We start from the raw sequence: 12,902 nt of genomic DNA, 5'->3' as shown, positions 1-12,902 counted from the left end.
GCTAGACTGGCGTTTCCGATCTAAGCACGAGCAGCCGCTCTGCTTCAGCCATAACTTCGGCCGGCGTGACTTTGCCGCCGGCGGGCGCCAGCAGTGTCGATGAAAACGGCCCGCGCGGGCCGGTCAGGCCGGGCTCCGTCGCCAGGAATATGGCGACGGTCGGCAGGCCGAAAGCGCTGGCGAGATGGGTGAGGCCGGTGTCGGCGCCGATGACGAGCGTCGACCGGCCGAGGATCGCAGCGACATCCGCTAGCGGCGATTTCGGAACCAGCACCGTTTCCGGCACGGCGCCGGCGATCGCCTCGGCAACACGCTTCTCCGCTTCGTTCGACCAGGTGACGATCGGTGTAAATTGCTGCGACACCAGTCGGCGCGCAGTCTCGACCCAGTCTTCGACCGGCCATTTCTTGTCTTCGCGGCTGGTGCCGTGCAGCAGGAAAGCCGTTTTGCCTTCGACGCCGGAAAGTCCGCCTGCCGGCGGCACTATGCCGGAGTTGAGCGTCGAGAGGTCCGCCTGATACCCCAGCGCCAGGCCGAACAGGCGTCTGGTGCGCTCGATGGCGTGCAACTCGCGCGGCACGGCGTATTTGCGCTCGTAAAGCAGCGTCGCCGAGGGCTCGCGGGCGCTGGAGCGGTCGAAGCCGGCGATCGGCGCGCCGGATTGCTTGGCGACCACGGCCGATTTCACCAGCCCCTGTGCATCGATGACCAGGTCATAGCGACCCGAGCGAAGCGCACGTCGCAGGCCCGCCACCTCGCGCCATGTGCCGCGGTCGAACGGCTTCTTGCGCCAGCGCCGGATCGCCACCTTGTGGATGGTTCCGATCGCCGGATGCAAGTCGACGACGGCGGCAAAGGCCTCTTCCACGCACCAGTCGAAGCTTATGTCCGGGCGATTGCGGAGCGCGTCCTCGACGGCCGGGAAGGTGTGGATGACATCCCCCATCGATGATGTCTTGACGATCAGAACCCTCATGCGGTCGCAGGAATTTCAAGCAACCGGTCGGCTGCGGCGGCGACCCGCGCGACATCGAGCGTCTTAAGGCAGTTGAGATGGCCGAGCGGGCAGACCTTGCTGTGGCAGGGCGAGCAGGAGAGGTGCAGCCAGATCAGTTCCGAACGATCGGTCAGCGGCGGCGTGTTTTCGGGCGAGGTCGAGCCATAGACGGCGATGATTGGCGTGTCGACGGCGGCGGCCACATGCATAAGCCCGCTGTCGTTCGAGACGGCTAGCTTCGCCGCGGCGATCAGGTCGATGGCATCCTCCAGCTTCGTCCTGCCGGCAAGGTCGACGGAGCCCGGCGCAAGCCTCGCGATCTCGCCGGTAACCTCAGCATCGTTCTTCGAGCCGAGCAAGGCGACGCCCAGGCCTTTTGCCATCATCCCGCGGGCTAGCTCGGCATAGTATTCGCTCGGCCAGCGCTTTGCCGGGCCGAACTCGGCGCCCGGCAACAGGGCGACGAATTCTTTTGCGCTGAGCCCGAACCGCGCCAGCAGATCGGCCTGATTGGCCATATCGACGGTGAGCTTCGGCGGGCGAAAGGTGCCGCCGCGCGCCAGGCCGAAATAGGCCTGAGCCGTGCGCCGCTTCACCGCATCGGGCAGCGGAACGATGTCGGTCAGCAGGCCGTAGCGCATTTCCCTCAGATGGCCGACGCGGCGCGGAATCCGGGCGAAGAACGGGATCAGCGCCGATTTCCAGCTCCCCGGCAGCACATAGGCCATGTCGTAGCGGCCGCGCAGCAGGCGGCCGAAGCGCCTGCGGCTGCGGAATTCGAGCGTGCCGGGCATCAGCGGAAAGTCGATCTGGCAGCGTATTTCGGGCATGCGCTTGACCAGGGGCGCTGCCCAAGCCGGCGCGAGCACGTCGATCGCGGCATTCGGATGCTTTTCCTTCAGCGCCGCGAACAGGCACTGGGCCATGACCATGTCGCCCACCCAGCGTGGGCCGATCACGAGGATCGTTGGGCTTTCAGCCATTGGACATAGTCTCTGACGCCGGTTTCGACGGTGCGGAATTGGCCATTGTAGCCGGCCGCGCGTAAGCGGGACATATCCGCCTCGGTAAAACTCTGGTAGCTGCCCTTCAGGTGTTCGGGGAAGGGAACGAACTCCATCTCACCCTTGCCGAGCGTATCGATCACCGTCTCGGCAATGGCGCGGAACGGCTGGGCACGGCCGGTGCCGCAGTTGAAGATGCCGCTTGAGCCCCGCTTCCATAGCCATAGATTGACGTCGGCGACGTCGCCGACATGGATGAAGTCGCGGCTCTGCTCGCCGGGGCCGAACCCGCCATAGGCGCCGAACAGCTTCGGGTTCTGGCCCTGCTCGACCTGGTTGAACAAATGGAAGGCGACCGAGGCCATGGCGCCCTTATGCGCCTCGCGCGGCCCGTAGACGTTGAAATAGCGCAGGCCGGCCACCTGCGAGTGATCGGTGTCGAAGACATTGCGGCGGACATAGTCGTCGAACAGCTTCTTAGAATAGGCGTAGACGTTGAGTGGCCGTTCGAATTCGGGCTCTTCGCGAAACTCGCTGCCGCCGCCATAGACCGAAGCCGAGGAGGCATAGAGGAAGGGCACGCGCAGTGCCAGGCAGGCGTGCAGCAGGCGCTTCGAATAAGCGTAGTTCACGTCCATCATGAACTTGCCGTTCCATTCGGTGGTGGTCGAGCAGGCGCCCTGATGGAAGACGGCGTCGATGCGGCCCAGCCTGCCATCCTCGAGCCGGGCCGGAAGCTCGTCCTTGTCGAGATAGTCGGCAATGCGGAGATCGGCCAGATTGGCGATCTTGTGGCCGTCGGTCAGATCGTCGACGACCAAGATATCGTCATGCCCTTCGGCATTCAGCGCGGCGACGATGTTGGAGCCGATCATGCCGGCGCCGCCCGTGACGATGATCATCCTTGTGAGCCTTGTTTCGTTGCCGATTCCGGCCCTTATAGGGGAGGCGCGAGAGAGTGTCGATAAAAGGTCGCCGGTTGCGGAGCGTCGGCTACGACGAATGTAGGGATGGATCGGCAGAACGGCTCGCGAGATAAGCTCTGGCGCGCCGAACGATATGTCTTCAGTCGAAGCAAGCTATGGTGCCTTTGAGGGCCGTGGCATGAGCCGTCGGTGTGCGTTCTTGCCGTTGGTATCAGCCATGACATCCGATTTAAAGCCCGGCCTTCACTACCTTCAAACCCTGCGGGTCGACGACTCCCTGACGGTTCCGGCCATGGCAACGGCCTTTGCGGGTTTCGGCGACATGCCGCCGGTTTTCGCCACCGCCTTCATGGTCGGCTTCATCGAATGGGCATGCGTCGAGGCATTGCGTCCGTTCCTGAGCAGCCATGAGAGAACCGTGGGCACCCATATCGACGTCAGCCATGTCGCCGCGACGCCCGTCGGCATGACCGTCACCGCCGATGTCGAGCTTGTCGCGGTGCAGGGGCGAAAGCTGCGCTTCAAGGTATCGTGCAGCGACGAGAATGGATTGATCGGCGAAGGTTTCCACGAGCGCGCGGTCGTCGACCATGACAAGTTCATGGCGCGTGTTCTTGCCAAATCAGGGCAGACCGGTTCGTCGCCACAGTGAGGCCGCAAAGCTCCCGCTTCAGTCGGCTCCTATCGTGAGGGATCAAGATGCCGTCGACCGAACTGCTTATCGCCTTTTTCGTCACCACGGCTATCTTCGCCTACATTCCCGGACCGGCCATGCTCTATGCCGCCGCGCAGACCATGGCCCGCGGGCGTTGGTCGGGGCTGACGGCGGCGCTCGGCATCCATCTCGGCGGCTATGTCCATGTCCTTGCCGCCGCAACCGGGCTGTCGGTGTTGTTCCACGCCGTGCCGCCGCTTTACATGGCCGTCAAACTTGTCGGCGCGCTGTACCTGATCTGGCTCGGTGTTTCGCTGTTCCGCGCCAAGATCCAGGGAAACGGAACGCTTCCTGCCATAGAGCGAAAATCGGCGCGTCGCGCCTTTTTCGAAAGCATCACGGTCGAGGTGCTCAATCCCAAGACAGCCATCTTCTTCATGGCGTTCCTGCCGCAGTTCATCGATGCCTCGGCGACCTTTCCGGTTTGGCTGCAGTTCGTGGTGCTGGGAACCGTCGTCAACCTGATGTTCTCGTCGGCTGACATCGTTTGCGTCTTTCTCGCCGGCGCGATGATTGCGCGGCTGCGGCGCTCCGGTCGCGCGCAGCGCCTTATGCAGCGCGCAGGTGGCGCCGTGCTTGTCGGTCTCGGCGTCCATGTCGCCTTGCAGAAGAGCTGATCCGTCCGGTGCCTTGGCCGGCGCGCGTGCACCGGCCCGCCGTTGCGCTGGCCCCGATTGCGGTATATCGGCATCGCGAAGAATGAAGAGCGCCGGTTTTCCGGCGCTGCAACCCCGATCAAGAACCGCCGTTCTCGGCGCGCGCCAGTGAGATGATCAAGCACCATCTGCCTTCCCCGGAGCCCTTGCATCGCACCATCGCCCACTTCGGCGAGGTCACCGTGCTGGTGGTCGGCGATTTCATCCTCGACCGTTTCGTCAACGGCGTCATCGAGCGGATCTCGCCTGAAGCGCCGATCCCGGTGCTGCATGGGCGGGGCGAGGTGGTGGCCCTGGGCGGCGCCGGCAACGTCGTTTCCAACATCGTTTCACTGGGCGGCGCCGCCATCCCGGTGTCCGTCATCGGCGCCGACCAGGCCGGCGACAATCTCATGCGCATGCTCGGCGATCTTGGCGCCGATACGGACGGCCTTGCACAGCGGCAGGACCGCATGACCTCGTCGAAGAGCCGCTTCAGCGCGCTTAACCAGCAGGTGCTGCGTTTCGACGAGGAGGAAATCAAACCGTTGTCCAGTGGCGAGCGGACGACGCTTGTCGAGCATTTCCAGGCTGCCCTTGCGCGTGCCGATATCGTCATCCTGTCCGACTACGGCAAGGGCATCCTGCTCGACGGCGTGGCGGCCGAATTGATAGCGATCTGCCGCGATGCCGGAAAGCCGGTGCTGATCGACCCGAAGGGCCGCGACTATGCGCGCTATGCCGGGGCGACGGCGGTCACGCCCAACCGCAAGGAACTCGGCGAGGCGGTCGGACGCCCGGTCTTCGGCGATGACGAGATCGTCGCTGCGGCACGCGACCTGATTGCCGCGCATGACTTCGAGTTCATCGTCGCGACGCGCAGCGAAAAGGGCATGAGCGTGGTCACCGCGGAGGATGCCCGCCATATCTCCACGCAGGCGCGCGAAGTGTTCGACGTCTCCGGCGCCGGCGACACGGTCATCGCCACCTTCGCGCTGTCGCTCGCCGCGGGCGCCGACCGGGTGCAGGCTGCTACAATCGCCAATGCCGCCGGCGGCGTGGTCGTTGGCAAGCGCGGCACGGCGCGGCTGACAGTGGAGGAGCTTTCCGGCGCGCTGTTCCGCTCGCATGGACCGGTCGCCCACAAGGACGCCATTCTCGACGCCAATGCGGCGGCCAGGATGGTGGCGGCCTGGAAAGAGGAGGGGCTGTCGGTTGGCTTCACCAATGGCTGCTTCGACATTCTGCATGCCGGCCATGTCAGCCTGCTGCACGCCGCGCGCAGCCGATGCGACCGGCTGGTGCTCGGCTTGAACAGCGACGCCTCGGTGCGCCGGCTGAAAGGGCCCGGACGTCCGGTCAACGACCAGCACGACCGCGCCTGCGTGCTCGCGGCGCTCGCCTCGGTCGATGCCGTTGTCGTCTTCGAGGAAGACACGCCGCTCAAGCTGATCGAGGCGCTTCTGCCCGACATCCTGGTCAAGGGCGCGGATTACACGATCGAGACCGTGGTCGGCGCCGACGTGGTGCAGAACGCGGGCGGGCGTGTGGTGCTGGTCGACCTCGTCGCCGGCAAGAGCACCACCAAAACCATCGGCAAGCTGCGCGCCGGCGGCGCGAATTGAGGGTTTCATGTCCGAGCTGAACGACTATCTGGTCCGCTCCGCGGCGGCGATCTCGGCAATGGTCGAGCGCGATCTCACCGGCGAGATGGAGCGCGCGGTGAGCGCGGTCGTGAAGGCGCTGTCACACGGCAAGGCGCTGCTGATCTGCGGCAATGGCGGCTCGGCGAGCGACGCCATCCACATCGCCGGCGAACTGGTCGGCCGGTTCCTTAAAGAGCGCAAGGCCTACAATGTCATCGCGCTGCCGGCCAATGCGGCGGTGCTGACCGCCTGGGGCAACGACTACGGCTTCGACACCGTCTTCTCACGCCAGGTCGAGGCGCATGGGTCGGAAGGCGCGGTATTGCTCGCCATCTCCACCAGCGGCAATTCGCCGAGCATCCTTGCCGCCGCCGAGCAGGCGCGGGCCATGGGCATGACGGTGATCAGCCTCACCGGCGACACCGGCGGCAAGCTCAAGCCGCTCACAGACATCTTGCTCAGCGTGCCGTCGACCTCGACGCCGATCATCCAGCAGGGGCATCTCTGCCTCTATCACCATCTGTGCGAGGCGGTCGAAGCGCGTCTCAGCAATGGCTGACCGCGAAGGGGATTTTCCGCTCGTCGAGCCCGGCCTGTGGATCGAGCGGATTGGCGCCAAGGCGTTTCCGGCTGGCCTGCCGGCACTGTTTCTAGACCGTGACGGCACCATCAATATCGATACCGGCTATCCTGACGATCCGGACGCCATGGTGCTGCGCGACGGTATCGCGCCTGCCATAGAAGCCGCGAATCGGCGCGGCATCCCGGTCGTCGTCATCACCAACCAGTCCGGTATCGCGCGCGGCTATTTTGGCTGGGATGCTTTCGCCCGGGTCAATCAGCGGGTTCTCGACCTGCTTGCCGAGAAGAACGCAGCCGTCGACATGGTGTTGGCCTGCGCCTACCACGAAGCCGGTTCGGGGCCGCTGGCGATCGCCGATCATCCGATGCGCAAGCCCAATCCGGGCATGCTGGTCGAGGCCGCGCGTCAACTCGGCCTCGATCTCAAGCGATCGCTGATCGTCGGCGACAAGCCGGCCGACATGGAAGCAGGCCAGCGCGCCGGCCTCACACGCGGCTGGCTTGTCGATGGTGAAGCCATGGCGATGGGCGGGCTTTCGGTTTTGCCCCTGCGCGGGGCGCAGGACCTGGAGAGCCTGCTGACCGCGATACAATCGCGCTGATCGCGGATTGATTCAAAATTGAACGCCAAGCCGCTGTTTTTCCAGCGGCTTCATCGGAAGCCGGCGCATTAAGCCGGAAAGGCGACCAGCCCCTCATCCTTGACCCGGCGGATGGTCAGCGCGGTGCGCACCGTGTCGACATTGGGCGCCGAGGCGAGCTCCTCGATGACGAAGGTCTGGAAGGTGCCAAGGTCGCTTGCCACGCAATGCAGCAGGAAATCGGACTCGCCCGACACCATCCAGGCATCGCGAACGATCGGCCAGCCCCTCGTCCGCTCGGCAAAAGCCTTGAGCTCGGCGTCGGCCTGATGGTGCAGGCCGATCAGGCAGAAGGCGACGACATCCATGCCGAGCGCCGGCGCATTGAGGAGCGCACGGTAACCGCGGATGATGCCGGCCTCTTCCAGTCGCCTGACGCGGCGTAGGCAAGGCGGCGCCGAGATGCCGACGCGGCCGGACAACTCCACATTGGTCATACGACCGTCACTCTGCAGCTCTCGCAGGATCTTCCAGTCGATGGCGTCGAGATCGGCTTTGAGCGGCATGATCGGCTTTCGCGCAAGAATCTTTCGCGATTTTGTAATTTGGTTTCGCGCACGAGGCCACCCCTTTGCGATGATTTTTCTGCAACTGGCTGCGATATGGCCCTGTATACCGCTATGAAGCTTTCCGGGGACGAAGGCCAAGCTGCCTTGCTGGCTTGGCGGGCAGCACTTACATTACCGGCAACAAAACCACGGCCCTCGCGCCGCAGGGGACTTTTTCATGAACACCAAACACGCGCCCGTTCTCATCATCGGCTCCGGGCCGGCCGGCTACACCGCGGCGATCTATGCCGCCCGCGCCATGCTGAAGCCGATGCTTGTCGCCGGCCTGCAGCAGGGCGGTCAGTTGATGATCACCACCGACGTCGAAAACTATCCGGGCTTCGCCGATCCGATCCAGGGCCCCTGGCTGATGGAGCAGATGCTCAAGCAGGCCGAGCATGTCGGCACCGAGATCGTCAACGACATCATCACCGAGGTCGACCTCAATGTGCGGCCGTTTCGCGCCACCGGCGATTCCGGCACCGTCTACACCGCCGACGCTTTGATCATCGCCACCGGCGCGCAAGCCAAGTGGCTGGGTATCCCGTCCGAGCAGACGTTCATGGGCTTCGGCGTCTCGGCCTGCGCCACCTGCGACGGCTTCTTCTATCGCGGCAAGGATGTCGCCGTGGTCGGCGGCGGCAATTCGGCGGTGGAGGAGGCGCTCTACCTCGCCAACCTCGCCAGGAGCGTCACCGTCATTCACCGCCGCAACGATTTCCGCGCCGAGCGTATCCTGCGCGAGCGGCTGTTCAAGAATGACAATGTCCGCATCATCTGGGATACCGTCGTCGACGAGATCACCGGGCAGCCGGGCAAGGCACCGCTGCCGCCTTCGGTCGACGGCTTGAAGCTGCGCAATGTGGTGACGGGCGAAGTGTCGCGGCTGCAGGTCGATGGCGTCTTTGTCGCGATCGGCCATGCGCCGGCGGTCGAGCTTTTCATCGGCAAGCTGAAGCAGAAGCCGAACGGCTATCTGTGGACGGCGCCCGATTCGACCCGTACCGACGTTCCCGGCGTTTTCGCCGCCGGCGACGTCACCGACGATGTCTACCGGCAAGCGGTTACAGCTGCCGGGCTCGGTTGCATGGCCGCGCTCGAGGCGGAGAAATATCTGGCGGGGATCGAGGTTCACCGCGAAGCGGCGGAATAATCGATCGGCTGAAAAAAGCCGTTTAAAAGCCTGATTTTTCATTCAGACGCCAAGGGCAACACGAGGGGAATCATGGCGCTGGACTGGGACAAGCTACGCGTGTTTCACGCTGCGGCGGAGGCTGGGTCGTTTACCCATGCCGCCGAAACGCTGCATCTGTCGCAGTCGGCGATCTCGCGGCAGGTCAGCGCACTGGAGCATGACGTCGGCGTGGCGCTGTTCCATCGCCACGCGCGTGGCCTCGTGTTGACCGAGCAGGGCGAGATGCTGTTCCGCACGGCACATGACGTGCTGATGAAGCTGGAGACGATCAAGTCGCGGCTGACCGAGACCAAGGATCGCCCGTCCGGCGTGCTGAGGGTCACAACAACGGTGGGGCTCGGGGCCGGCTGGCTGACCGAGCGCGTGCAGGAATTCATCGAGCTCTACCCCGAGATCAGCCTGCAGCTCATCCTCGCCAACGAGGAACTCGACCTCACCATGCGTCAGGCCGATTGCGCCATCCGCCTACGCCAGCCGCAGCAGCCGGATCTTATCCAGCGCCGGCTGTTCACGGTGCATTTCCACCTTTATGCGTCGCCTTCCTATGTGGCGAAGTTCGGCAAGCCCGCCTCGATCGCCGAGCTCAGGAACCACCGGATCGTCACCTTCGGCGTGCCGGTGCCCTCGCATCTGTCGGAGCTGAACTGGCTGGAGACGGTCGGCGATTTCGAGGGCGGGCAAAGGGTGCCGACGCTGCAGATCAACGACATCCTGTCTATCAAGCGCGCGGTCCAGGGCGGCGCCGGCATCGCCATGCTGCCCGACTACGTCATCAACAAGGACTCGAACCTCGTCCAGTTGCTGCCCGAAACCGAGGTGCCGTCCTTCGACACCTATTTCGCCTATCCCGACGCGATGAAGAACCAGGCGAAGCTGCACGTGTTCCGCGATTTCATCATCGCCAAGGCGCGCAGTTGGTCCTACTAGCAGGACCTGCCGATATTCGGGTGGTGCCGGCCTGACCTGGCCCACGACAGGGACTTAAGCGCACCATGGCGTGGGGCAGCCAGCCGGAGACAGCGCGCCCGGGGCGGAGACAAAGAACAAGGCGCTGCCGGCAATTGCCGAAAAAGTTCGCATCGGGCTCTCCTGCCGCAGAAATAAACGCGACCAGCCCAAGTTCGCATCATTGTGAATTTAGCGTATTTCGGCACCGGAATCTGACCCGGTTTGCATATCAGCGATCGCTTTCAGTCCGGAACGGCTCTGGATTCGGCGGTTTTTTCTGGTCCTATCGGTTCTCGCGACGGATTAGACCACAGCCTACCTCTTTTTGCATGCGTGTGTTGCAAAATAGATGCTTGTTTCTTGAGCATGATGAGCACATATATAGTTCATCTCCAGGGCGCGTTCTCCTCCCATTAGCGCCCTCGAGTGTTCCCCTCTGGAGGTTAGCCCTAATCGGCACTTCCAATCAAACTCAGCCGGATCTTTATTGATCCGGCTTTTTTGTTGCGCCGAAGTCACGCCGACACCAGAAATGCGTGCGCGCGGCCCGCGTAACAGTGACATGTAACATCGGGTAACATGTCGCAGACGCACTCTATCGATTAGGTAGATCATAGGACGCGGTTGGTCGGTCCGGGAGATGGGGGCATCACTCGGACAGGCCGGGCTCAGGCAGCTACCGCGTCCGATCCATTTCCTGATGCGGCGGACCTGCCGTTGCCTCCCAAGGAAGACAGTCCGCAATAAGAACGGCGCCCGGACGATCCGGGCGCCGTTTTCGCGTCTTCAACAAGATCCGATCAGGCGGCCTTGCCGTTGGCGTTCATCGCCTCGTCGGCGAGGCGCCCGGTCAGCTCGGCCATATGGTCGAAGACGGCCTTGTAGCTGGCGACGCCTGCCGTCGCCGAGCGCAGCTCGATGATCAGGTCGCCGATCTCGGCCTGGGGCATGGTCGCTTCGACCACGTCCCAGCCAGGCCAGCCGGGCCGCGCGTCATAGCCAAGGATCTGGCCGCGCCGCTGCGGGATCAAAGCGATAATCCTCGAGGTCGCATCTGAAGGCGTGACGATCTCGACCTTCATGATCGGTTCCAGCAGAACCGGCGAACAGGCCGCCATGCCTTCCTTCATCGCCAGCTTGGCCGCCATCTGGAAGGCCATGTCGGACGAGTCGACGGCATGATAGGAGCCGTCCGAAAGGTTGACGGCGACATCGACCACCGGGAAGCCGAGCGGACCGGATTTCAGATAGTCGCGGATGCCGGTCTCCACCGACTGGATGTAGGTTTTTGGCACGACGCCGCCGGTGATGGTGTCGGTGAACTGGAAACCCGTGCCGCGCGGCAGCGGCTTGATCTCGATCACCACGTCGCCGAACTGGCCGTGGCCGCCCGACTGTTTCTTGTGGCGGCCGCGCTGCTGCGCGGATTTGCGGATCGTCTCGCGATAGGGCACCGCCGGCGAATGGCCATCGATCGGGATCTGGTTCTTGCCCTCCAGCCGCTCGCGCACGACGCGCAGGTGCATTTCGCCATGGCCCGACAATACGGTCTCCGCGGAATCCTGGTTGTGGTGCAGGCTGAGCGAGGGGTCTTCCTCGGCTAACCTCTGGATCGCTGCCGACATCTTGACCTCGTCCTTGCGCTCCTTGGGGCGCAGAGCGAATGCGAACACCGGTTGCGGGGGCTCCAGGGCGATCAGCGGCTTGATGCCGCCCTTGGCCGAACTCAGCGTTTGGCCGGTCCTGACATTGTCGAGCTTGCCGAGCGCGACGGTATCGCCAGCCTTGGCCGACGGCAGCTTCAACTGGTCTTTGCCAAGCATCTTGTAGATGCCGGAGACCTTCGTCGTGTCGCCGCTGGAGAGGAAGAGTTCGGCCGCGTCGGCCACCTGGCCGGAAAGCACACGCGAAATAGACAGTTTGCCGCCATGCGCGGTGTGGATGGTCTTCATCACCTGCACGACCGTCTGGCTGCCATCAGGCGCGCCAAGGCGCTTGCGCGTCGCCTCGACGTCAGGCGCGTCGTGGCGGATAGCTTTCAACAGGCGCAGCACACCGTTGCCCTTCTCGGCGGTACCGATCAGCACCGGCGTCACCGAGCCGGCGCGCAGGTCAGCGGCAAGGTCATCGAAGATCGCGTCCTTCGGCGGCTCGATCTCCTCCAGCAACTGCTCCATCAGCTGGTCGTCATGGTCGGCCAGCGTCTCCAGCATCGAGAACCGTGCCTCGAGCTCGCGCGCCTTGTCGTCGTCCGGAATCTCGGCGACCTGGCTTTCGGCATATTCGCGGTAGACATAGGCGCGCTCCAAAGCCAGATCGATCGAGCCGATGACGACACCATCCTTGCGCAATGGAATCTGGCGCAGCAGCAGCGGCGCCGAACTGGCCGGCTGCAGCATCTTTAGCGTCTCGCGCACGCCGGCGACCGCCTTGTCCACCTTGTTGAGGAACAGGATGCGCGGCACGCCGAGATCGTCGAGCTTGCGCATGATGAGCTGAAGCGCGGGTATCTTCTTTTCGTCCGCTTCGGCCACGACCACGGCGACATCGCAGGCGGCAAGCACCGGCTCCGCCTCGAAGGCGAACTCGATGGAACCGGGGCAATCGACGAAGGTGAACTGCTCGCCCATGAATTCCGTCGTGGCAAAGGTCGCCTCGACGCTCATGGCGTGGGCGCGGGCTTCTGGCGAATGATCGGAAACCGTGTTGCCCGATGAGACGGGATTCTGGCGGGGAATGGCGCCCGTGCGGGCGAGGATAGCTTCGAGAAGTGTCGTCTTACCGCTTGCGAAGGGACCGACTATGGCGATGCATTTCGGTCCCGTGCGTCGTCCTCCGGCGCGATTACCCATGGCTGACCTCCACTCAGGCGTTTCCCTGGGAGCGGCGGCCGGCCTGTTCAGCCGTCGCGGGCGGGGTTGTTGCTCACCACCTGCCAAGGCCATCGTCACACGGGTTCGCGGAGAGGGCAAGGAAAATAGGAAATGCGCCGGCTTTGGTTTTGTGCTCGGTTTCGAACAGCCCGGTGGCTCAAGCGCTCAAAGGCGATTGCGTCGGTCGCCATA

At 63.9% G+C, this 12,902-nt stretch carries 12 protein-coding genes; 7 read left to right on the top strand and 5 right to left on the bottom strand.

Annotated elements, in window-relative coordinates:
* Window position 1: 1 nt before the first annotated feature.
* From waaC to rfaD, 3 genes are read right to left on the bottom strand one after another with little or no spacing between them, the layout of a single operon-like run.
* A complete protein-coding gene (gene waaC / locus P9230_RS06325; protein WP_278117951.1) occupies window positions 2-976 on the bottom strand; it encodes a lipopolysaccharide heptosyltransferase I in 975 nt (324 codons plus the stop codon).
* Entirely contained in the window at window positions 973-1,980 is a 1,008-nt protein-coding gene (waaF, locus tag P9230_RS06320) for a lipopolysaccharide heptosyltransferase II (protein ID WP_278117949.1), read from the bottom strand. Before waaF ends, waaC begins: the two co-directional genes overlap by 4 nt.
* A complete protein-coding gene (rfaD, locus tag P9230_RS06315) occupies window positions 1,953-2,903 on the bottom strand; it encodes an ADP-glyceromanno-heptose 6-epimerase (protein WP_278117947.1) in 951 nt (316 codons plus the stop codon). The genes waaF and rfaD overlap by 28 nt, the downstream gene beginning before the upstream one ends.
* 157 nt (window positions 2,904-3,060) lie before the next feature.
* Here rfaD and P9230_RS06310 point away from each other — a divergent pair, with 157 nt between their 5' ends.
* The 5 genes from P9230_RS06310 (at window position 3,061) to P9230_RS06290 (ending at window position 7,107) form a co-directional block, all read left to right on the top strand.
* Complete coding sequence (locus P9230_RS06310; protein ID WP_278117945.1) at window positions 3,061-3,579, top strand: thioesterase family protein; 519 nt, start codon at window positions 3,061-3,063, stop codon at window positions 3,577-3,579.
* A gap of 47 nt (window positions 3,580-3,626) precedes the next feature.
* Entirely contained in the window at window positions 3,627-4,259 is a 633-nt protein-coding gene (locus P9230_RS06305) for a LysE family translocator (RefSeq protein ID WP_067326679.1), read from the top strand.
* A 152-nt stretch (window positions 4,260-4,411) separates the two neighbouring features.
* Window positions 4,412-5,902, top strand: a complete 1,491-nt coding sequence (rfaE1, locus tag P9230_RS06300; protein ID WP_082953958.1) for a D-glycero-beta-D-manno-heptose-7-phosphate kinase — start codon at window positions 4,412-4,414, stop codon at window positions 5,900-5,902.
* A gap of 7 nt (window positions 5,903-5,909) precedes the next feature.
* Window positions 5,910-6,482, top strand: coding sequence for an SIS domain-containing protein (locus P9230_RS06295; protein ID WP_067326675.1), 573 nt, complete (start codon window positions 5,910-5,912; stop codon window positions 6,480-6,482).
* Complete coding sequence (locus P9230_RS06290) at window positions 6,475-7,107, top strand: HAD family hydrolase (RefSeq protein WP_067326672.1); 633 nt, start codon at window positions 6,475-6,477, stop codon at window positions 7,105-7,107. Before P9230_RS06295 ends, P9230_RS06290 begins: the two co-directional genes overlap by 8 nt.
* A gap of 68 nt (window positions 7,108-7,175) precedes the next feature.
* Here the strand turns inward: P9230_RS06290 and P9230_RS06285 are convergent, their stop codons facing one another.
* On the bottom strand, window positions 7,176-7,652 hold the full coding sequence (locus tag P9230_RS06285) for an Lrp/AsnC family transcriptional regulator (RefSeq protein WP_066994506.1): 477 nt from the start codon (window positions 7,650-7,652) through the stop codon (window positions 7,176-7,178).
* A 220-nt stretch (window positions 7,653-7,872) separates the two neighbouring features.
* Here P9230_RS06285 and trxB point away from each other — a divergent pair, with 220 nt between their 5' ends.
* The gene (gene trxB, locus P9230_RS06280; RefSeq protein ID WP_278117941.1) at window positions 7,873-8,847 is read left to right on the top strand and encodes a thioredoxin-disulfide reductase; all 975 of its coding nucleotides are present in this window, start codon (window positions 7,873-7,875) and stop codon (window positions 8,845-8,847) included.
* A gap of 72 nt (window positions 8,848-8,919) precedes the next feature.
* The gene (locus P9230_RS06275; protein WP_095777339.1) at window positions 8,920-9,816 is read left to right on the top strand and encodes a LysR family transcriptional regulator; all 897 of its coding nucleotides are present in this window, start codon (window positions 8,920-8,922) and stop codon (window positions 9,814-9,816) included.
* A gap of 821 nt (window positions 9,817-10,637) precedes the next feature.
* Here P9230_RS06275 and P9230_RS06270 read toward each other — a convergent pair.
* Window positions 10,638-12,689, bottom strand: a complete 2,052-nt coding sequence (locus P9230_RS06270; protein WP_067326663.1) for an elongation factor G — start codon at window positions 12,687-12,689, stop codon at window positions 10,638-10,640.
* Window positions 12,690-12,902: the final 213 nt, after the last annotated feature.

This window comes from Mesorhizobium sp. WSM4887 (genome assembly GCF_029625865.1).
Taxonomy (GTDB): Bacteria; Pseudomonadota; Alphaproteobacteria; order Rhizobiales; family Rhizobiaceae; genus Mesorhizobium.
This window is presented reverse-complemented; position numbering and strand designations above follow the sequence as displayed.